Annotated in this window: 20 protein-coding genes and 1 tRNA gene; 3 read left to right on the plus strand and 18 right to left on the minus strand. The window is 41.3% G+C overall.

The window, feature by feature from the left end:
• Positions 1-4 precede the first annotated feature (4 nt).
• From MCBB_RS11190 to arsM, 6 genes are all read right to left on the minus strand, one after another.
• Positions 5-385, minus strand: a complete 381-nt coding sequence (locus MCBB_RS11190) for a DsrE/DsrF/TusD sulfur relay family protein (RefSeq protein WP_071907838.1) — start codon at positions 383-385, stop codon at positions 5-7.
• Positions 386-674: 289 nt separating this feature from the next.
• Positions 675-1,328 carry a DUF166 domain-containing protein gene (locus MCBB_RS11195; RefSeq protein WP_084789968.1) on the minus strand — a complete coding sequence of 218 codons (654 nt, stop codon included), beginning with the start codon at positions 1,326-1,328 and terminating at the stop codon, positions 675-677.
• Positions 1,329-1,427: 99 nt separating this feature from the next.
• Positions 1,428-1,823, minus strand: coding sequence for a putative zinc-binding protein (locus MCBB_RS11200; protein WP_071907839.1), 396 nt, complete (start codon positions 1,821-1,823; stop codon positions 1,428-1,430).
• A gap of 7 nt (positions 1,824-1,830) precedes the next feature.
• Entirely contained in the window at positions 1,831-2,061 is a 231-nt protein-coding gene (locus MCBB_RS12395; protein ID WP_331709808.1) for an ArsR/SmtB family transcription factor, read from the minus strand.
• Positions 2,003-2,203: an ArsR/SmtB family transcription factor gene (locus tag MCBB_RS12400; RefSeq protein ID WP_331709793.1), complete on the minus strand. Its 201-nt coding sequence runs from the start codon at positions 2,201-2,203 to the stop codon at positions 2,003-2,005. The genes MCBB_RS12395 and MCBB_RS12400 overlap by 59 nt, the downstream gene beginning before the upstream one ends.
• Positions 2,204-2,258: 55 nt before the next feature.
• On the minus strand, positions 2,259-3,026 hold the full coding sequence (gene arsM / locus MCBB_RS11210; RefSeq protein WP_071907840.1) for an arsenite methyltransferase: 768 nt from the start codon (positions 3,024-3,026) through the stop codon (positions 2,259-2,261).
• Between the two features lie 260 nt (positions 3,027-3,286).
• Between arsM and MCBB_RS11215 the strand changes: the two genes are divergently transcribed.
• Positions 3,287-4,639 (plus strand): FAD-dependent oxidoreductase, encoded by a 1,353-nt coding sequence (locus MCBB_RS11215; protein WP_071907841.1) that lies wholly within the window; start codon positions 3,287-3,289, stop codon positions 4,637-4,639.
• Between the two features lie 215 nt (positions 4,640-4,854).
• Here the strand turns inward: MCBB_RS11215 and MCBB_RS11220 are convergent, their stop codons facing one another.
• The 3 genes from MCBB_RS11220 to MCBB_RS11230 form a co-directional block, all read right to left on the minus strand.
• A complete protein-coding gene (locus MCBB_RS11220) occupies positions 4,855-5,466 on the minus strand; it encodes a rubredoxin (protein ID WP_071907842.1) in 612 nt (203 codons plus the stop codon).
• A gap of 48 nt (positions 5,467-5,514) precedes the next feature.
• Entirely contained in the window at positions 5,515-5,931 is a 417-nt protein-coding gene (locus MCBB_RS11225; RefSeq protein WP_171899137.1) for a ferritin-like domain-containing protein, read from the minus strand.
• Positions 5,932-6,121: 190 nt separating this feature from the next.
• Positions 6,122-7,342 (minus strand): FprA family A-type flavoprotein, encoded by a 1,221-nt coding sequence (locus MCBB_RS11230; RefSeq protein ID WP_071907844.1) that lies wholly within the window; start codon positions 7,340-7,342, stop codon positions 6,122-6,124.
• 186 nt (positions 7,343-7,528) lie between these two features.
• On the opposite strand from MCBB_RS11230, the gene MCBB_RS11235 reads away from it, so the two are divergent.
• Positions 7,529-8,299, plus strand: a complete 771-nt coding sequence (locus MCBB_RS11235; RefSeq protein WP_071907845.1) for a V4R domain-containing protein — start codon at positions 7,529-7,531, stop codon at positions 8,297-8,299.
• Between the two features lie 20 nt (positions 8,300-8,319).
• Here MCBB_RS11235 and MCBB_RS11240 read toward each other — a convergent pair whose 3' ends face one another.
• From MCBB_RS11240 to cobI, 3 genes are all read right to left on the minus strand, one after another.
• A complete protein-coding gene (locus MCBB_RS11240) occupies positions 8,320-9,300 on the minus strand; it encodes a hypothetical protein (RefSeq protein ID WP_071907846.1) in 981 nt (326 codons plus the stop codon).
• A 58-nt stretch (positions 9,301-9,358) separates the two neighbouring features.
• Positions 9,359-14,419, minus strand: a complete 5,061-nt coding sequence (locus MCBB_RS11245; protein WP_071907847.1) for a DUF11 domain-containing protein — start codon at positions 14,417-14,419, stop codon at positions 9,359-9,361.
• Positions 14,420-14,619: 200 nt separating this feature from the next.
• On the minus strand, positions 14,620-15,321 hold the full coding sequence (gene cobI / locus MCBB_RS11250; RefSeq protein ID WP_071907848.1) for a precorrin-2 C(20)-methyltransferase: 702 nt from the start codon (positions 15,319-15,321) through the stop codon (positions 14,620-14,622).
• A 153-nt stretch (positions 15,322-15,474) separates the two neighbouring features.
• Here cobI and MCBB_RS11255 point away from each other — a divergent pair, with 153 nt between their 5' ends.
• Positions 15,475-17,214 carry a helicase C-terminal domain-containing protein gene (locus tag MCBB_RS11255; RefSeq protein ID WP_071907849.1) on the plus strand — a complete coding sequence of 580 codons (1,740 nt, stop codon included), beginning with the start codon at positions 15,475-15,477 and terminating at the stop codon, positions 17,212-17,214.
• Between the two features lie 130 nt (positions 17,215-17,344).
• Here the strand turns inward: MCBB_RS11255 and MCBB_RS11260 are convergent, their stop codons facing one another.
• The 6 genes from MCBB_RS11260 to MCBB_RS11285 form a co-directional block, all read right to left on the minus strand.
• Positions 17,345-17,701: a rhodanese-like domain-containing protein gene (locus MCBB_RS11260; RefSeq protein WP_071907850.1), complete on the minus strand. Its 357-nt coding sequence runs from the start codon at positions 17,699-17,701 to the stop codon at positions 17,345-17,347.
• A gap of 31 nt (positions 17,702-17,732) precedes the next feature.
• On the minus strand, positions 17,733-18,449 hold the full coding sequence (locus MCBB_RS11265; RefSeq protein WP_071907851.1) for a CDGSH iron-sulfur domain-containing protein: 717 nt from the start codon (positions 18,447-18,449) through the stop codon (positions 17,733-17,735).
• Complete coding sequence (locus MCBB_RS11270) at positions 18,443-19,954, minus strand: FAD-dependent oxidoreductase (RefSeq protein WP_071907852.1); 1,512 nt, start codon at positions 19,952-19,954, stop codon at positions 18,443-18,445. Before MCBB_RS11270 ends, MCBB_RS11265 begins: the two co-directional genes overlap by 7 nt.
• A gap of 90 nt (positions 19,955-20,044) precedes the next feature.
• On the minus strand, positions 20,045-20,836 hold the full coding sequence (locus MCBB_RS11275; RefSeq protein WP_071907853.1) for a DODA-type extradiol aromatic ring-opening family dioxygenase: 792 nt from the start codon (positions 20,834-20,836) through the stop codon (positions 20,045-20,047).
• Positions 20,837-21,079: 243 nt separating this feature from the next.
• A tRNA-Arg gene (locus MCBB_RS11280) sits at positions 21,080-21,155 on the minus strand.
• 95 nt (positions 21,156-21,250) lie between these two features.
• On the minus strand, positions 21,251-21,862 hold the full coding sequence (locus tag MCBB_RS11285) for an FmdE family protein (protein WP_071907854.1): 612 nt from the start codon (positions 21,860-21,862) through the stop codon (positions 21,251-21,253).
• Positions 21,863-21,964 lie beyond the last annotated feature (102 nt).

Below are 21,964 nucleotides of genomic sequence, written 5' to 3' on the forward strand. Positions count from 1 at the left end.
GGATTCACCCCAGAGTTATAACCTTATGGCTTTCCCTTACCCATTGGGGTACGTCGTAGACGTTGGTTATCTTAACACCCTTTATGTAGGGTTTTTGTGTACAGCTGTGTCCCCTGGCAGTTGCGCATCTAACGCAGACACGTATATCTGCACCCATTGCAACGAGCTTCCTGAAGTTCTCTGCAACGTTGGGGAATGAATGAGGATTCTGTTCCTTTTTGGGTATGTGGGTTGCATCCATGTAAAGAAACATTTTAACTCCATATCCAAGTTTAAGAGCACTTTTTGCTATTTTATATGCAATATCAGCGTACTGTGAGCGGTAAGGACCCTCTGTTAAGATTATGGTCAGGATCTTTCCTGCACCCTGAAGCTGCCTTTCCATGTTACTATTTTTGGGTTGATCTTGAATAAATAATTGTCCATGAATAATAATGAGAAATTTGTATGGATTACAAAATGCCTTTTGTAACTGAGTTTATAAGTTAAAAAATAATTTTAAGCATTTTAAATTTCTTAAAATAAGATATTAGACTTCATTAAGAGTTTCATATTAGGATAGGAATTAAAATAATAAAAAAGAATGATTTTCGTATTAGGATGGTTTAGTTATGCCCAAAACACGTGAGAGAAGATTTGAAGGACTTAAAATTTTTTTTATTTCTTTAGGTTTTTTATTTCTTTAAGGCCATTTCAATGGCTTCTTCAAAGGCATCTCTATGGAAATTGGCCGCCATCTCCTTTTTACATTCATCATCTGTGAATAAACGCATTTTTGGTGCTCTGCATGGGTAGTGCTGTATTCTAAGACCTGCTCTTACAGGTAAACCTTCAATCTCCTCTCCAACCATTTCATCTGCCACGAATCTGGTTGAACCACAGGGAGAACATCTTAAAACTTCAACATCAATAACTTTACCATTTTCAAGATTTACCTCAACAACTGGCATTCCAAATTTGGCAACAAACTCATCGTAGGTGGGGTTACCATTTTCTTCAAGGTCACACATGTTTTCAGGGCAGTTGACATTGCCAAAGCGTTCGACCTGGTTCTTGAATCCCTCACCACGCCATGCCCCAACTATTATCCAGTCAACCTTATCATGAAGCCTTTCAACGAGCTCGAGGGTTAGATCAGGATGGAGAACATATGTTATGAGCAGATCTGCTTCTTCAAGCCTTTCAAGTTCCTCTGAGGGCACTTCAATTTCATCCATGAAAAGGGATGCTGGAGGCTCAAGTTCCACATAATCACATTCAAATTCTTCCTTTATGGTTTCATATGCCCGTTCCCCATAGGGACCGTCTGTTACTATGGCTACCTTCAAAATACACTCCTCCACTAATCTTAATTCAACATCTCTAAAATCCAGGATAACATCACAATTTGAGCCTTCAAATATCCTTAATGTGGATTAACTTAAACTTCAATCTAAATATTTTAAAGCCTTTTTAATGGATTTTTTAACTGTTTCAACGGATCTTTCACCCTCATCATCCAACCTGCAAACATCAGTTGGCTTCAATCCTGTTTCGTTAAGAATATTGATTGCATCGAGTGTTTTGACTGGTTCAACACCCTTCTGTTTTAGTATCTTATTTACACAGGCCCCATCACAGCCGTTTACAGCCACTATTGGGTATTTCTTTATAAGGCCTCGAAAACCTTCTCTGTCTGCTGCTGTAGCCCCCATACATATTGATATCACATTATCAGATTCTTTGACTGTGTCTGCTACTGCAACCCTTGAAACCAATCCATAAGGACTCATTCCACTGCATGCAGCCAACGCTTTTTTGTTTTTAAAACTACCTTCCGACATAAAATCACTACCTTTGAAGTGTTTCAAATAAATACACTAATTCGTCCACCAATTTCTCATCTGTAATTCTGTAATGAATCCAAACACCCTCTTTACGCCATTTTATGAATCCTGCATTTTTGAGGATGTTCAAATGATGGGATATGGTTGACTGAGGTTTTTCCAGGGCGTAGATTATTTCACAGACGCAAAGCTCCCCCCTCTGCCAGAAGGTGGAGTATCTTGAGCCTTGTTGGATCGGAAAGGGCCTTGAACGATTGTGCCATGACCTGAAACTCATCAGCAGAGGGTAAAGACGGTAATATCTGCCCCAATTTATCTATCTGTTCTGCACACGGCCTTGATTCGTTGTTTTCATCCTTGGTACTACAGTTCTTCATTTTCAGACCTTTATTTCTTTATTTACGGCTTTTTTAACCCTAGTCAAGGCGATATTTATTTTAATGCCCGAACCTGCACACTTACGATCTTAGTTACAAGACGCTCATCCATGTTCGGTTCTGTGAAGAAATGTTCCTCTAAAACCTCAACTTCCCTGAATCCTGCATTTTTAATTGTGTTCAGGTAATCCTGTTTTTCCATTGCCCCGGTTACGCAGTCTGACCATGCTTGGAAACTTTTACGTATCTCCTCAGGTATTTCTCCTTCTGTAACGAGATCAGAGACCAGTATTCTGCCTCCAGACTTTAAAACCCTGAAAGCCTCTGAGTACGCTTTTGATTTGTCAGGGGTGAGGTTTATAACGCAGTTACTGATTATGACATCCACACTGTCACTTTCAACTGGTAGGTCCTCTATTTCACCCAATCTGAACTCTACGTTGATGTAGCCCCCTTTTTCAACATTTTCAACCGCCTTTTCAATCATGCTGGAGGTCATGTCCACCCCTATGACCTTGCCCTTATCTCCAACCTTCCTGGCTGCGAGAAAAACGTCTATTCCTCCACCTGATCCAAGGTCCAGGACTGTTTCCCCTTCCTTAATCTCTGCAAGTGCTGTTGGGTTGCCACATCCCAGACCAAATACTGCTTCTTCAGGAATGCTTCCAAGTTCTGCATCGGTGTAACCTGCAGCCTTCGCCTGCTGAATCACCATGTCTGCACTTTCTCCTCCACAGCATGAGCACTCACAGTAAGATTCTTCCTTGGTTGCAATTTTTGAGTAACGTTCCTTGACAGCTTCTTTAATCTCTTTGTCCCTCATTTTTACACCTACCCTCATATTTAGTTAGTTAAAGAATGGAATACGTTAATTAAAATATTGGTTTTATACAACCTGTTCCTTTGAGATCTGGCTTTGAAGATCCTATTATATTTCTATATATCTAAATTCATGGATATATAAATTTTTCCTGAATGGATCAGGAATTTAATGAAAATATCGTTTGATGGATCAAACTTTTTATACCTTGAGAAATACAGAAATCTATCTGTAAGTCTTGATGTAAAAGGTGGAAAAGATAAATGAAAGTTGTTGTAATAGGTGGCGGAGCCGGCGGGCTTACCGTGGCCTCAAACATAAGGAAATACGATGAAAATGCAGAAATAACCGTTGTAACAACGGACAGTCATGTAGCATATTCCCCATGTGCTATACCCTACGTTTTAGGTGGTGAAATAGGATCCTTTGAAGATATCATAATGCACGAACCTGAAGACTACAAAGAAAAGGGTATAAACATTATAACAGAATCAAAGGTCACTAAAATCTTATCAGATGATAACAAAGTCGAATATATCACCAAAGAAAACGGTAATGACGTTAAAAAAACTGCAGAGTACGATTATCTTGTAATAGCAACAGGAGGAGCTTCATTCATTCCCCCAGTGGATGGAGTCGATCTTGAAGGCGTTTTCAAGGTCCGAACCATTGAAGATGGAGAAAAGATCAAGGAATGGGCTAAAAAGAGCAGTAAAGTTGTTGTTATCGGAGCTGGAGCCATAGGACTTGAAACTGGCTGCGAACTCAAAGAGCTGGGACTGGATGTAACAGTGACTGAAATGCTGCCGCAGATACTTCCAAGGTCTCTGGACCCAGATATGGCAGTCAAAGTTCAGGATTACATGGAAAAAGAGGGAGTCAAGGTTGTTCTGGGCAAACCCGTTGAAAAACTCATTGGTGAGGAGAGGGTTGAGAAGGTAGCTGTTGGGGAAGAGTTGATAGATGCAGATATGGTTATAATGGCCACAGGTGTGCGTCCACGGATATCCCTTGCAAGTGAAGCAGGCTGTAAAATCGGAAGATGGGCCGTAGAAGTCAACGATAAGATGCAGACCTCCATTCCAAACATCTACGCAGTTGGTGACTGTGTTGAGGTACATGATGCAATAACAGGTCAAAACACCCTTTCACCCTTCGGAACAACTGCAGTGCGTCAGGGAAAAGTTGCAGCTAAAAACATAGCCGGTAAAACTGCCAGCTTCAGACCTGTTTTGAATTCAGTGGTTTCGAAGATTGGAAAACTGGAACTTGGAGCAGTTGGACTCAGTGAAACTGCAGGTGACCTCAGCGGAATACCAATCGTTGCTGGAAGAAGCAGTGCCCTGACAAGGGCAAGATACTATCCCGGCTGCAAACCCATTGACATCAAGCTCATATGCAACAGAGAGGGCACCATAGTAGGCTGTCAGATCATAGCAATGGAAACAGTTGCAGAGCGGGTTGATACCATGTCCATAGTCATATCCAAACAGGTAAAATGCGATGAACTGGTTTCAATGGAATTTGCATACGCCCCACCAGTTTCAATGGTTGTTGACCCAGTTGTGCTTGCAGCAGAGGATGCCTGTGAGAAACTGAAAAATTTCAAAAACTAGCAAACAGGATAAAACCCTTTTAGGGGTTTTTATCTCTTTAATTATTTAATGCATCATTAAATTTTATTATTTTTAAATACAATTCTACTGGTTTAAAATCGAACCTTTTTTTGCATTAAAAATAGAATTATGTTTTATTTGCTAAGATTAAAATCGATTATGGCTTAAAAATAAAATTAAATATCAAATTATAATTCTAATATTAAAAAATCAAATTAAACCTTTGAAACCGGTTTAAGAGTTATCTTATGGCCGTAACCACTCTTTTCCTTGTTTATTCTGTACCTGTATCCTGTAACCTCCTCCAGAGCCACAGAACTTGTGTTGGTGTAGGGACATGTTGTTATTAAAACACCCTGGTCTTCAAGTTGTTTGCAGAGGCCGAAGAACCTGCAGTTTTTAACCGTGAGTTCAACATCCTTGTCACGCACTTCGTATTCCATGTCCCTTGCAAACCTGTGCAGATCTATGAAATAGGTTTTAACAGATTTAAGCGCCGATTCAGGATCTTTGAATTCCATATCTGTTTTTTTAAGTTCCTTTAGAAAGGTTCTTCCAATTTCACGTGTCACTGAATAGGATCCCCTTCCAGATATCGTCCAGAGGCCTCTTGTAAGGGCCAGGACCATGAGGTTGAGGGGCAGCTCCCCCATAGGGGCTTTAGTTTTATCTTCAACTGGCTGGAGGCATTCCTTTCCAAGTCCACATATTGGACAGGCCCAGTCTTCAGGCAGGTCTTCAATGGAAAGTCCCGCTTCAAATCCATGCTCTGGATCCCCTATCTCTGAGTCGTAGATGTAGTGGCAGATTTCGCACTCGTACTTCATTGTAACACCGGATCATCTGAAAAAAATGGTTAGGAGAAGAAAAGATACTTAGAAGTACCTTCCAAGCAGGCCCTTCAACATTTTGGCGTGTCTTCCTTCGTCACGGGAGCTTTCATCGAAGAAGTCATGGGCAGGGTCTATGTTGTTCTCCTTTGCCTTGGTTGCAGCAGCCTTTTTCTCATTGTTGGCCATCGTTTCGCCTTCAAGCATCATTTCAAGGTTTTCCTTGAGGGTTGGTTTGATGATGCCGTTCATCTCTGCGAAGTGGGATGCGTGGTCTGCTTCTTCATAGGCTATTCTTTTAAGGACCTCTGCAACCTCTGGAAGTCCGTCCCTCTGGGCCTGTCTTGCCATTGCAAGGTACATTCCAACCTCTGCACATTCTCCCTGGAAGTTTGCCTGAACCTCTTTTTCCAGTTCTGTTCCTTCTGTAATTCCCATTTCATGTTCGTTTATAATTTCCATATTTATTTCCTCCTTTTATTTTGAATAATCCTTTTTTAAGATATGTAAGATCAGGACGGAGATGTTCTATCATTCTCCGTCCGAATCTAGGCGGTATCAATTCAGCGACTAACTGAATTTTTTTTATCACTGGTGATAAACTGTCTTATAAAAAATTTTAAATGTTTTAATCATTAAGGGAGTTTTAAGGTTAATTTTTTACCCTTGACGCGAGTTCCTTACCAACGTTGTAGCAGTGTTCCAGTTCTTCCTCATCTGGCACGTAGTAAACCTCATAGGCATCTGAAACATCAAATCCACACTCTTCAAGGTCATCTTTAAGTTTCTGTGGTGCTCCACCCTGGCCTCCCATGGATCCGAAGGTTACTGCAGGTTTTTTGCTGCCGGTTCTATCGAACCTGAGTCCCTGGAGGTAGTAAACTATGTCCCCCATGCTTGGGAATGGTGCGTCGTAGATAGTTGGAATTCCAAAGGCAACGGCCTTGCTGTCAAGGATGTCCTTGACGATCTCACTGCGCTCATCCTCGTGGAGGTAGTACATCTTCACGTCAAAGCCCTGGCTTGTGACTCCCTCTGCAAGGGCGTGGGCCATTTTCTGTGTGGATCCGTGCATTGTGTCGTATACTATGGTTATCTTGTCCTTGCACTCCCCTGTTGCCCAGGCACTGTAGGCTCCTATGACCTTCATTGGATCCGTCCATATCTGACCGTGGGATGGTGCTATCATTTTTATCTGCTCAAGGAGACCGAGCTCTTCAACTTCCTTGAATTTTTTAAGGACCAACTTGGATACAGGAGTTATGAGGTTGGCGTAGAACTTCTTTGTGGCATCCATTAAAACGTACTCTGGTATTTCCGTGTCGTAGAGCTGGTTGAAGCACAGGTGCTGTCCAAATGCATCGTTTGGGAAAAGTATTCCCTCTTCAGCCAGTAGGGTGAACATGCTGTCTGGCCAGTGCAGTAGGAATGCCTCCAGGAATGCAAGGGTTTTACCTCCGAGATCCAGGGTTTCTCCTGTCTTGACTGTTACGAATTCTGCACCCTCAAGGGATGGGAAGTGTCTTTTGAGACCCTTAACTGCGACTTCTGTGCAGTAAATTGGTGCATCCGGGAATTTTCTGTGAATCTCCGGGAGTGCTGCGCTGTGATCCTTTTCAACGTGGTTCTGAATTATTACATCCAGTTTTAATGGTTTTCCCTCTTTTTCGAATGCGTCCTTTATCCTGCCCCACATCTGATCGGATTTTCCATGGTAGCAGTTGTCTATAAGTGCCACCTTGTCATCACCAAAGACCAGGTAGGCGTTGTAGGTTGTTCCATCCAAGGTGTATCCGTGGTAGGTTCTGAGATCCCAGTCAAGAACTCCTACCCAGTACACTCCATCCTTCATTTTCACTGCATCTGCTTTCATATTGCTCATCCTCCGTTTTTCAATTTCAAACCATGGATTTTCAACCATGATCGTGAACCAATATTGGTTCGTGTCTTCTCAAACTGTATGCTTCTATACGAACCATCCTATATAAACTTTACCGTTCGGATTGATACGAACCATTTATATAGTGGAAGCCACAGCATAACTAATGAGGATTTGTAAATGACCCAGAGAAGCAAGAACAAAAAGAAAAATGGATCGATAAAGATATTTGCAACAGAAAGAGGAGTCAACGTTATCAAAAGTCCAATCAAAGCCAAAATTCTCTCAATACTGAGCAATGGAGGTTTGAGTGCATCGAAGATCGTTGAAATGACAGGTAAATCCAAATCAACCATATCCGCACACCTCATGGATCTCCTTGATGAGGGCATAGTTGACTACAGACCCGACCCCTCTGACAGGCGCAGGAAGATATTCTTCATCAAATCCCGGTACATAGGAGACCTTGAAACTGGAAAGGAATTTGAAAAGGAAGTGGAAACTTACCTTGAAAGGGTGACAGAATCCGGGGATCCATTTGAATTCTTCAGGTTCGTCTTCAGAACCATAAGGGTTGCACTCATGGAAGAGGGAGTCAACATCGACCCCATACTCCACAATGCAGGTTTGAAGGTTGGTGAAACCTTCTACAAAAAGCTGGAGTCTGAAGATCTTGAGAACCTCACAGAGAAAATAGCTGCATTCTGGCAGGAGAATAATCTGGGCCGTATAGAAGTTAAAAAGCTGGACCCCCTTACAATAAGAGCCTACGACTGCTTCGAATGTGAAGATCTACCTCAGATTGGAAGATCCGCCTGTGCATTCGACTCAGGAGTCCTCGAAGCCGTATTTTCAGCACATTTCGGTGAAGATGTTCATGTTGAAGAGGTTAAATGTTATGCAAAGGGGGATAAGTACTGCTGCTTTGTTATAGATAAGGCTGAGGGATGATTTTTTAGAGTTGATTCCATTTAATGATCTTCAAAGTCTATGCCTTCAGAATATTCTAATTCGCCACCGCACCGGCACCTTTCAAAATCTTCAGGTGATTCCCCTGCTTGGAGCTTGTAGTAACCTCCACAGTTTTTGCAGACTAAGTAACCCCTAGTCATAACAGAGCCATTATATCCCTCGATATCCTGTACCAGTTCTGGAATAGCTTTATACTTAGTTACATCCGTTTTAATCAATTTAAAAAAAGTTTTATACGCCTTAATAACATCTTCAGCCTTGATCTCCAAACGATTATCATTCGCGGCACTGCAAGCTGCAAGTAATTGAATAAAAAGATTTTGAGTTGACCAATAAGTAGAAAGCCAACCCATACGTTGATTTAAATCAGGATAGTCCAAAACAAATTTGGATACCTCCATCATGAGTTCATTTAGTTTATTATAAACATTTTTAGCCTTTTTATCTTTCCAAGTTACTGTTTTAAGCATTTGAAAATATTCTGATGTAGGTTTGGGAATATTTTCCAATTCAACCTCATCAAAACAATCCAAAGCAAAAATAATACGCTCATCACAGCCACTTAGATAAACATTTAATGTATCATCAAAATTCGTTCCTCTATCAAGGTTCATATAGTAAATAGACTCAATAAAAGTATAAAGAGTGAGAAAATCATTAATTGTGATAAGAGAACCTGTAAAAACAACCGTCAAAAGATTACTTTTTCTTAAATTATCAAAAGCGATCTTTAACACCCCATTTTGGAGTGTTTTATCCATATAATCTACATCAACATCAAATTTATTTTTTGTAGTAACCGCCTTTATCACTTTTTCATATAGTTCTGATTTAGTCAAATTCCTAATTTCAGACAGCACATAATTCAAATCTTTTACTTCGATACATTTTAAAAAGCCAAAAAGCTCATTTATATCTTCAAGTCCCCTTTTCCTTTCTTTTTTAACTGCCGCTTTTTCAATTTTTTCAGAAAATCCCAAAATCCGTACCCCCACAATTCATTAGTGTATGGATACACTCCCCAACCAATGATCAGTATTAGAACCAATTACTTATAAGAACATTTTTAATAACTTCAATGTCTGGAAGATCCTTTGTGAAAATGAAAGTAATAGTATCTATAATGAGGTTCACTGTCAAAAATGGGTCTTTACTAAAATCATACGTGGAAATTGCAGTCATAAGAAGCTTAATTTCAGTTCCAGATTTAGGAAACATTTTACCTAAAACTTTTTCAACAATTAAATTCTCCACATTAGGAGATAAAATATCCATAGCCTTTGACCATTTATTAATGACATTTACAATTCCAGGTTTTTCAATTATTTTTTGAAATTGTTTCAGCAGCACATACGCTTGATCTACACGTTTTCCATATCCAAAATATCTTACTACATCTCCAAGAACCTTAAAAGAGTTTAAGAATGCATTTCCAACTTGTTGAAGATACTCACTAGGTAATGCCAAGAGAGCAACATCAAAAAGAACATTCAAAGCAAAATCTCTCAAAAGAGATTTCCACTCTTTCAATCCATCTTCAATTAGTTCTGAAGTTTTAAGAGGCTCAGGATTCCACTCAGGAATAACAAGTTTTCCCGTGCCAACAGACTCACGAACACCCTGAATATCCCGAGCAAGCTGACCACCACCCAGAACTGGAGGATTTGAAACCCCATTAGAACCTCCTGAAGATCCACCACCAGTTCCACCAGAACTCTCGTCCCCAGAAACTTCAGGAGCTTCTGGATTGAATGGAGGATCAACGGTTAAAACGTTCAAAGGACCGTTCACAACTTTTTGAGTGACAGAACAGTCAATTTGTACCATATTATCGAGAGGATTCAGATCCTGGAGATTCGATGAAACAACTGCAACATTACTACTTGACCCCCAATTAACTGCCTGCAGTACAAGTTCCAGTGCAGCTGTACCGTCAGGAGGCAATGTTCCCACATTCCAAATTCCAGAGAGCGTATCATAAGTTCCAGGTCCGTTGCTGATTAAAAGCTTCAGATTTGATGGAGTAATGTACTTCACAAAAACATCTACACTTTTGGGGCCTTTGTTCCATGTTTGAATGGTTAAGAGAACTGTTTCACCCAGATCAAGAACCGTTTTATTCGCGGTCATGTTGACCATCATGTCTGTGCCTAGTTCCTTCAAGGTTCTCACAGCTAAACTGTAAACAACTGGAGAATCCAAACCATTGAACCTTTCAAGACACATGAAAACTTCTAAATATCTGCCGTTATGGGTTAACTGAGTTTTAACTCCATTTTGAACGTTATCCCACTGCGACCAGTTGTTCTGGTCGTTGGAGCTTCTGACCTTAACCGTTACCCGTGTACCCAAAGTTTCACAGCTCGTCCAGTTTATAAGTCCCCATGAGGAGTTTTCAACCCCTGAATCATGAACAACAGTCCAAGTGCCCTGATCGTAGCTACCATTAGATGGAACCGTCATGCTGCCCAGCGCATCGTGAACCCCTCCAATTACCCGTTTAGATAGGTCAACACCGTTGATCTCAGGATCTATGCGGTGAATGTACTCACCGCTACTTTCCAAAACCCATATTTTGCCATTGACATCCTCACTCAACCCTAAAGGAAGAGAAGGAGTAATTATTCTGGCAATTACTTCTCCATCAGAGCTGTAACGTGTTACTCCTTCTCTTTTACCGTAGAACCAGTGGTTGTAGTAATCTGCAACCCACACACTGCCGTCCCTGGAAACTAGAACAGAACCCTCGTACATGTATGAAAGTGATTTGGTCCAGTTGACTGTGTTTGTAGTTGTATCGAATCGTACCAGTTTTGTTCCAGGCCAAAGCCAGTGATTGTATATTTCATACAAAAATAAGTGGTTTTCATCGTCCAAAGCCATGCTGTAAATTGGGTAACCCACATCGAACACCTTCATGGTTTCTGTGGAAGGATCCAGTCGGAGCAGATTGTTACCTCCAGACCATAAAATACCAATTTTATCCATCAGCACATAGGAAGGGCTGTGATTAACCTTTGAAACATCAATTACCTTTAATATTTGGCCATTTTCGTTATCAATACAGTAATATTTGTTAGTTTCACTGCTACCCACCCATAAATTGTTTTGTGAATCAATGGTCAGTGCCTTGATTCCGTTGGCATAATTGGCATAACTTCCATGGTAACCTCCAGGGATGTATGTGCCCTGGGTTTCAGAGGTTAAAACGACTTCATAAAGTACACATTCATCCGAACCCCATGGCAGAAGTTCATCAGACGTGATTATTCCGTTTCCATCATTGTCATGACACGTCTCGATTGCTCCGTTGTGGTTAAGGTCCCGATAATTTCCATTCTCGTAGGATCCTATCTTAACCAGAGTGCCCGTTAGTCTGTTGGAAACCCAGCAGTTTCCCTGATCATCCACTGCTGTACGGAATGGAAATGCATTTTCCTGTGGACTTGTTCTGTAGCGTGCAACTTCCTGACCTGTGAACACATCGATCTTGGATACAGTCCCCTGGTTGGTGTTAGGCACCCAAATATATTTTTTTGAGGGGTTAACATGATTATTAAGCCTTAAATTATTATCAGAACAGTTTATATTGTTACATGCTCCCTCTTTGAAATCAGAAGTTGTGTTGTAAGTTCTGTTCTCGCTTGTGGCACTTACAGAGCCCATGAAAAGAAGAACCATTCCTAAAAGTATTAAAAAAACAACTAATTTGTTGGGTTTAACATTACTACTTTTTAGATTGAGGTATGAACCTAAAAACACTAATAAAATAGCAATAGCTGAAAAATTGAGGCAAATACCTGTATTTTCCATTGGAACTGTCTTTTCATTTGGTGGTGGAATGTTCCCCTTTTGGGAATAATAATTCCGGTTAGAAACTCCGTTACTACTTTTTATACCATTAAAATTGTGATTGATCTGAGTTGAAGGAGCTGTTGCAGGAAAACTCAGACTGAATAGGGCTGTAGAGCCAGGTGCAAGGGAATCAATGCACCATAACCCGGTTTCATAGTAACCCTGGTTTGGATTGGTCTTGGATCCCTTGGGCATCTTAACTGGCACTGCCACATTGAATGCCGTGTCGAGACCGTTGTTGTGGACAGTTAAAGTGGGATCACCATTTTTCATGGCATTATTCACTTCCAAAAGAGATAAGGGAATATAGATATTCACAGAGGATCCAGTACCCGGAGAAGGATCGTATTCATCGTGGGTTTCATTAAACCCATAGATTAAGTTTTTACCGACCATTTCTGGAGTTATTGTACCGTTAATTTCTAGGTATGCACTTTCATCAGGATTTAAAGTTCCCAAGATCCAATCAGATCCATTTGAGTAACCTTGACTGTTTACGGCCCAGATGAAGCCAGGAGGTAAATTAAGGTGGACAAGGAGGTTATTGGCTGCATCCGGGCCATTGTTGATTAATTTTGTAATAATTCTAACGTTGTCTCCAACGCTTGGATTTGAATTGTTTAAAGTTGTTTCTATCTTAACATCTGTTCTTATGGTGCGAACCATGAGATTGTAAAGGATCGGAGATTCGTAACCTGTGAGCCTTATTAATTCTGTTTCTATCTCCAAATATCTGCCTTTTGGGGTTAAATTAAGGTAAAATCCGTTTTGAACTGTTTCCCAGTTTGACCAGTTTGTTCTATCGTTGGAACTGCGCGTTCTCACCGTTACTCTGGTTCCTGCAGGTTCAAAGCACGTCCATGAAACCAACCCCCACTGGCTGTTTGGAAGGATGGAATCATGAACAACAGTCCATGTTCCTTTATTGGTGGTTATGGTGTTTGATACGGTTCCTGTCATATCGCTGTAGCCGTAGTGGGTGCCTCCCATTATTCTCTTTGATAATTCCGCCCCGTTGATTATGTTTCCAACGTTGTCTTTCTGGTTGTTGCCAGGGTTTATGCGATGTATGTATTCATCCCCATAATCCACCACCCATACTTTACCCTGATTATCCACTGAAACCCCTGTTGGTGTGGATCCAACAGTTATTGTGGCTTTGAAGTCTCCGTTGTTTGAGTATCTGGTAACTGTTCCTCCTGCAGAATTTGCTATCCACACGTCTCCATCATCGGTTACCGCCACTCCCCGGGATTGGTAGGGACATGGTTTCGTCCAATCGATCCTTCCTGTTAGGATGTTTATCCTTGAAAAACATGATGAATCCCAGCCTGCGATGAATAGATGGTTGTCTCTGTCAAGTGCAAGTCCATAGACAAAGTGATGGAGATTTATGGTGGTTATAGAATTGTTACTGGTGTCCAGGCGAAGTACGTTCTGACCGCCCGCACCTGATGACCACAGTATGCCGTTCTGGTCTATCACTGCACCGTAGGGGGTATGTCCCCGGGATGAAAGATCAACTGTGCCCATTATTTGGCCCGTTTTTCCATCCACATGGTAATACTTCTTTGATCCATATGTACCCAGCCATACATTGTTTTTGGAGTCAACTGCTATTCCCCTTGGACCCGGATTGTTGTTATCGTTAACGTAAGGCCCAGTGTAGTTTCCAGGGGTGTGGGTGCCCTCATGTCCAAGTATAAGGATAACTTCGTAGAGTACACATTCGTCAGAACCCCATGGCAGGATTTCATCTGCGCTTATCACTCCGTTTCCATCCAAATCCCTGCAAGTGTCTGGAACACCGTTTTGGTTCCTGTCAACGTAACAGTTGTTCTCTAAAAGGCCAATTTTTACTGCAGTACCTGTTTGACGGTTTCCTAACCAGCAGTTACCCTCGAGATCCACTGTTGTTCTGGAGGGATTTGTGGAGCTTTGAGGTCCTGTTCTGTAACGGGCTATTTCCATGCCTGTGATGGTGTTTACCTTGGAAACAGTTCCTTCGTTGCTGTTAGGGATCCAAATGTATGGAAGTGCAGAGTGTGAGCCGTTTGAAAGCTGCAGCTGGTTGTGGGTGCTGTTGTGTTCAAGTCCCACGAGTGAACCTTCATCGAAATCCGAATCAAGAGTGTAATTTTGTTCAAAATCTGCAGATGAAACAGTTCCACAGATCGTTAATCCAAAGATAAATGTTAAAAGTGTTAATATCAGTTTTCTATGCATCGAATTGTATTTCAACATCCCACACCACTAGATAATATTTTTTATATAATTTAATAATACTAAGTATTAATAATACTATATAAATTTTTTGTAATATTAGGGAGTGAGTGAAATCCTGTTAAAAAAGAGTTAAATTACATTTAAATGTTATATGATGAGTTATATTTAAAAAAAAGTAGATTTAATAAATATTAAAAATTTTAAAAAATTTCCAGGCCTTAATTTTTGTCGCTGAACTTAACTATTGTGGTAGAAAGGTACTTCTTATCACTTGCAAACCCTTCAAAAACCTTCTCATCTTCCATACTGCAGTTCTGAACGGACATTACTTTCTTATCACGGTTATCTTCAGATATGATCCGTTCCAGTTCATCAGAATGCCTTGAAGTCTTCATTATAACGAAGGTGTCCCCGTGTGGAAGTATCTGGGCCAGCCGTTCATCCACTTTAGGTACTATGACTATGATTTCATCCTTATCTGCAAGTTGAATCCCTGAAGCTGCTGCACAGCCTGTGAAGGATGTTACTCCGGGCACTATCTCCACTTCAAATCCCATGGCCTTCAACCTGCTTGAAACGTACGAAAATGTGCTGTAGACCGTTGGATCCCCCAGGGTTATGAATGCCAGATCCATACCCTCGTTGAGCCTCTGGGCCATTTCATCTGCAGCATGGTCCCAGTAGCCTTCAAGCTCATTTTTATCCTCTATCATTGGGAAAAGGGGTTCCATTACCTCGTATCCTTCTTCACGTTCATCGAGAACTGGTTGAACTATTGAAAGTGCCAGACTTGGCTTTGAACTTGATGATCTTGGTGCGCAGACCACAGGGACACTTTTCAATGTTTTATCCGCCTTTATGGTCAGGAGTTCCGTGTCTCCAGGACCCACACCTATTCCTATTAATTTTCCACTCTTCATATTCTGCACGCAAACCTTGTGTTGTTCTGGAAGTTCATAAAACTTTTAAAATGAGATAGAATTATGATAAATACTTCGATCTATCCATACAAACTTTTATAAAACCTTCTTTAAGCTTTCAACTATTTATACCATCAACAAAAATATAAGTGTATGGAAAATGGCTTTTTTTGTGAGAAGTGCGGGATGATAAAGGCAAGATGCATCTGCCCTAAAAATGGGTCGGAAGGTGCAAAAAAATCATCCCCTAAAAATAACAATGTTTCAGAGCTGAGAAGGCTCTACCCTGATGTTGATGATGAAATAATTGAGAATTTCCCTTTCTCAGAACCCCGGCATAATCAGTTCGACATAATATCCAGGATAAGTGATGCCATAGATGAGGGCTACCGTTACATAATCCTTGAGGCAGGTACAGGAACAGGTAAGTCTGCAATCGCCACAACACTCGCCAGGATATACGAACCTGCATACATATTAACCATGACCAAGCAGCTCCAGCGACAGTACGCTGAGGAGTTCGGATACCCCATGGTGAAGGGCAGGGGAAACTTCAGCTGCAAGGACACCGGTCTTGTGGACACCTGCGACATTGGAACCTGTCAAACAGTGCCAAACTCCCAGAATTTTGCCTGTAAATTTGGAATAACCAAGTCACAGTACGAAGAGGGACCATTTGCATTTGAAGATGCCTACGGAACTCCGATTCACTTCAGATCAGCTGATCAGTGCAACTACTGGAGGCAGAAGGCCAGGGCAGTTGAAAGTTCAATAACCCTTATGAACTATGATTACGCCCTCCTTGAGCTTGCCTACGTTAAGCACTTCGGGAAGAGGAACCTCATGATACTCGATGAGGCCCACAACATCGAGGACAAGCTCATGCGCAGAATGGAACTGAACATCTACAACAGAAGCCTGCGTAATGATATTAAAAAGAGCATACCTCAGAACATGATGGGATACGACGATCCGAAGGACTGGACAGCTTTCATTCAGTCTATATATGGTTCTTACAAGGACATGGGACTTAAGGAACTGCCAAAGAACAAGGCCGACAGGATCAACAGGACAAAGGGCAGACTCAGCGAGCTCATGAGCAACCTTGAAGCCCATCCAGAAAACTGGGTGGTTGACACAAGCCCTGGTTCTGTTTCCTTCAAACCACTGAAGGTGGATGTCTATGCCAACGAAAGACTGTTCCAGTACGCTGATACCTGCATATTCATGAGTGCAACCATCCTGGACCATGAACTCTTCTGCAAATGGCTTGGAATAGACCCTAAAGAGGTTTACTTCCTCCGGATAAAGAGCACCTTCCCTGTGAGCTCAAGGCCAGTTCACATCAAGAGTGTTGGACCACTCTCACAGCGGGCAATAAGAAGAACAGCCCCTAAAACCATTCCAATACTTGAAAAGATACTTGAACACCATCACAGAGAGAAAGGACTTATACACACCCACAACTACAAGTGCCAGGAATACATCATCAACCACCTTCAGGACAAACGTCTCATGAGCCATGACAGTAAGAACAGGGAGCAAAAACTCCATGAATTTGAGAAAAGCAGGGATCCGCTTGTGCTCGTGAGCCCATCCATGAGTGAAGGAGTGGACCTGCCCTACGAGAAGTGCCAGTTCCAGGTGATCTATAAGGTGCCCTTCCCATACCTTGGCGACAGGCAGATAAAAAAACGAAAGGACATGGACCCTAAGTGGTACGCCTACAAAACCGTTATGACCCTTATACAGGCCTACGGTAGGGGAATGCGTGCCGAGGATGATTACTGTGAAACCTACGTGCTTGACGGCAACATAAAAATGCTCTTCAGAAATAAGCTTTACAAATCCCTCGTGCCTGAATTCTTCAATGAAGCAATTGAAAGGGATTGAAATAACTTAAAATCTTTTTAAACCTTAAATTCTTTTTTTATAATTAAAATTAAAGAATAGAACTATTTTAATTAAAAGTAAGTAGTGAAATTGAAGATAAAATTTGATTAAAAATAAAAAATATATATCTTTATTCAACAACCGGCAGTTCGTGTACTTCCCAACCTTTAAATCCTCCAAGGATGTTGTAAACCTCGTTAAATTCCATATCTTCCATTTTATTCATGGTTCTGGTGCCTCTGACCCCAGTTCCGCAGTAGATTATGTACTTCTTCTCCCTGTCAATTTCGTCCAGCTTCTCTTCAAAGTCTGGTGCATAAACATCCATATTCTCTGCTCCCTCGATGTGTCCCTTCTTAAATTCCTCAGAACTCCTGAGGTCGATTATTGTAAATTCTGAACCTTCTTCTTTGATGAGTTTAAATGCGTACTCTGGATCCACAGTTCTTATAAGTAAATTTTTTGGCTCAATTTTGGTTTCAAACATGTTTACTACCTCAGATAAGTTTTTATAAGAATTATTCCCATTTGGCCCGCCATTCTTTCTTCTTTTCAGGTGACATCCAATGGCTGCCGTCACAGAAAGGTTTGTTCTCGGATTTACCACATTGGCAGAGGGTTACCCTGTTCCTGATTTCATACGTGTGGCCGTCCTCCGATTCTATTGGAATTCCTCCTCTAACCCAGATTGGACCTTCACAGTCCTTATTAGGGTCATGGACCATTACTATAGAAGGTTCAAATTCTGGTTCAACTTTTTCACCTGTTTCCTTATCAACCAGAACCAATCTACCTGATGGGCAGCTTTCAGCCTCTTCTACAGCAATTTTTCTGGCCTCAGGGTTATCAGATTCTGAAACGAGCTTTCTTATTCCTCCAGCCCTCATACAGAAGCGTGAATGGTCACAAAGTGGCCACACGTCCAGTAACTTAATGGTTGGACCATCTGTTTCCATAGCCTCATCCATGTAGGGATTTCTGCTGGCTGTTTCAGTGCCGTCAAATCCTGATTTAACATGACTGCCGTCACAGAAGGGTTTGTCATTTGACTGACCACATCTGCAGAGGGCGTAGGTACCTCCACAAGGTACTTCTTCCTTTGAACACCACTGGTAGGAGTTTCCATCATCATCAGTGCCTATAGCCATCTTGTAGAGTGGTACTCCACCTGAAACTATGTATGGGCCGTTTTTCATGATCTTGATCTTGTAATTTTTTTCATCCACCTTTAACATCCCCCACTCTTTTCTGTTTTTATCCTTTCAAGGCCCTTTACAGCCGGCCCGTGGATAACTTCTCCCCTGAAATTAAATCTTGAGCCATTACATGGACAGTCCCAGCTTTTTTCAGCGTTATTCCATGAGAGTGTGCATCCCTTGTGGGTGCATCCAGCTTGAAGAACGAAAAGTTCTCCATTTACATCTCTGTAAACTGCGAAGTTTCCTGTTCCAGTTTCAACTATCCTTCCACTTTCAACTGGGAAGTCTGAGACCTCGAGGCATACAGGCCATCTAACCTCTCTAGAGATATGTTTCTCATATCTCATAATTTTCTTGGATGTTTCTTGATTTTTGAACCGTAGTGGGTTGAAGAATTCCTTCATTGGATTTTCTATTCCCAGTATAAGGTCTCTTATTAGGATCGCTGCATTGGTCCCATTGGTTATTCCCCACGCCCTGAATCCCGTTGCAATGTAGATTCCATCCTCCGATGTCTGTCCAACAACTGGAACTCCGTCTGAAACGTAGATGTCCTGACTGGACCATGAGTATTCAATGGATCTAACTTCAACATGAGTTCTTATATACTCTTCCAGATCTTTGTAGTATTTGAAGGTGTCTTCAACCCTTCCTACAGGATGATGTTCCCCACCAACTATAACTAACCTTCCTTTGTCAGTTGAAACTGTTCTGTAGGTGTGGATAGGGTTCATATCTATGAACATTCCCTCTGGAAAGTTTTGCTTGGGATAAAATGCCATGACATAGGATCTGGCTGTTTCAAGCTGGCTGTAAATGTTGTCTGGGTCGTAAACTGGAAAGTGGCTGGCCACAACAACTTGGTCTGCCTTTAGAATGCCCTTTTCAGTTATGACTTCATTTGGAGCGTTGTTCTTCACGTCCAGTACCCTTGTTTTCTCGAATATGTGGCTTCCATCTCCCTCAACATGCTCTGCAAGCCCTATGATGTATTTTCTGGGATTGAACTGGGCCTGATCCCTGTACAACACCCCACCAACTGTTTCAAATGGGAGGGGAATGTCATCCGTGTAAACCGCAGCTATTCCAATCTTTTGTGCAGCTTCTGCCTCTAACTTGAGTTTTTCAACTAGATCTTCTGATGTGGTGTAAACATAACAGGGAGTTACTTCAAAGTCACAGTCTATACTGTAATCGTCCACAAGACGTTTTATGATTTTTACTGCATTTTTATTGGCTTGAGCATAGTTTTGGGCCTGAGATTCACCGAATTTAGATGTGTACTCCTGATAAACTAACCCCTGTGAAACACTTATCTTAGCTGTTGTTGCAGCAGTGACATCTTTAACTATTCTGTCTGCTTCCAAAACAACCACTTTCTTCCCAGCATCCTTTAAAAGTGCTGCAGTAGTTACACCTGCTATTCCACCACCGATAATAACAACATCAACATACAATCCCTCTTCAAGCTCGGGAAAATCTGTTTCTGGAGTCGTGTCTATCCAGAAGGATTCATGTTTTCCAAGTATCTTCTTTTCCATCTTAAACTCCTTCATGAAAACATTTTAAAGATATTTTTTTGTATTGGGTATTTTTAAACATTCAATTGATTAAAAAAATTTAATTAAAATTCATGGTTTTCCGAATCTATAAGCTGCCATTCCAAGGTCTCCCCAGTACCAGCTGTGGTGGATCATTTCACCAGTTGCACCCTTACCTGCAGCGCCCAGGGCTGTTAGAAGGGGCATGAAATGGTCGGGGTATGGATGTGCACGTTCAGGATAGGGTGCGATTTTACGGTAGTTTTTAAGCGCGTCTTCATCCCCATGCTGCACGGATCTGGTGAGCCAATCATCGAATTCAACTGCCCAAGTGTCTGTTATTGCACCGGGGCCCAGGGGTGCGTAACCTAACGGATGGACGGCACCTCCACTTCCAATTATCAGAACATTTTCACTGGACAGTTCCTCTATTGCAAGTCCAAGATCATGATGTCTTGATGGATCAAGATGCTCCTGTATAGATAACTGGACAACAGGCACGTCTGCATCTGGAAACATCAACCTCATGGGCACCCATGCGCCATGGTCGAGGCCACGGTTTTCATCAATTGCACATGGTATTCCCGAAGCTTTTATAAGTTCTGCGGTTCTTTCAGCCAGTTCAGGTGAACCCGCTGCAGGATAATTTATATCGTAGAGTTCACTGGGAAATCCGTAGAAGTCATGTATTGTTTCAGGTTTTTCAACTGCATTCACTACTGGGTGGGATGTTGCCCAGTGTGCAGAGATGCATAGAACCGCCTCCACATTTTTGTAGAGGGTTCCAAGTTTCATTAAAAAATTTTTGGCAGGAATATCTTCTAAGGGCATTGTTGGAGCCCCATGGGATACAAAAATAGGTGAAAATTGTCCTTTAGTCATGAACTTCCTCCATCCTAGTGGATAATTCCATATTTCAACACTGGTAAATATTACCAAAATCTTATTTAAGACATTCTAATTCATGAAATTTGAGGAATTTGAAGGAGTATTTGGAAGTTTTAGAAAAGATAAATGAACTTTTTGATTAAAAAACAATATATTCTAATTAATAATTATTTTAACGTATTAAAATGAATCAAAATATTATAAAACGTTTATAAAAAATCTTAATTCGTATTTTAGCGGACCTGGGGGGATTTGAACCCCCGACCTTGGGATCCGAAGTCCCACGTCATATTCCTGGCTAGACTACAGGCCCATGAAAAATAAATCTTATTCATAATCAGTTAGGTGTTCATTCAATATAACGTTGTTCACTCATAAAGTTTGTGGGAGATTAAAAAAGAGGAATTTTTAGTTCCTTGAATACTCACTGAAGCAAGGTATGCAAACGATCACACCATTTTCAATACGTGCACGGTGCTCTGCAACCATTTCCCCACACTTCGCACATTCAACAGAATTGAATATCCTTGCTTCCTCTGGAAACTCCATTTCAACCTTTTCAACCTGGAAAAGTTCCTCTGCTGGTGCCGTTAGTATTTTATCCGTGATTTCATTCTTTATCCTTTCAAATTCTTTTTTATCCTGAGGGGTTGCACCTTCAGAGAATGCCTTCTGCCTTGCAGCTGCAAATTCTGGATTCCAAGTTTCAATGCTCTCCTTGAGGGCTATCCTCACTGTTTCACCTGTTTTTCTGTTCATGAAGGTGTATGCCTGTTTACCGTAATCCTTGAATATAAGATTTCCTTTACCCATTGTACAGCCGGTAACAACCTGAATTGCATCGACACTGCAACTGTCATTTTCAACCACTGCAAGAAGTTCTTCATCAACTGCACGTGGAGATATCAGATTCTTGATTGCTATTTCAGCCACACGATAGCCTATGGCTGAACCTGGGCACACATGGCCGTGGAACTTGGTTACCTCTGAGAAGGGGATTATTTCTGCTGTTTTTTCCATCTTTTATCACATCATATTTTTTTTAATTCTTAGAGATTGTAGGATTCCATGTGCATTATAAATTTCGTGTAAAAAAAAGGTGAGGTTGCAGATGATCTGAAT

Origin of the sequence: Methanobacterium congolense (assembly GCF_900095295.1) — an archaeon.
GTDB classification, from domain to species: domain Archaea; phylum Methanobacteriota; class Methanobacteria; order Methanobacteriales; family Methanobacteriaceae; genus Methanobacterium_C; species Methanobacterium_C congolense.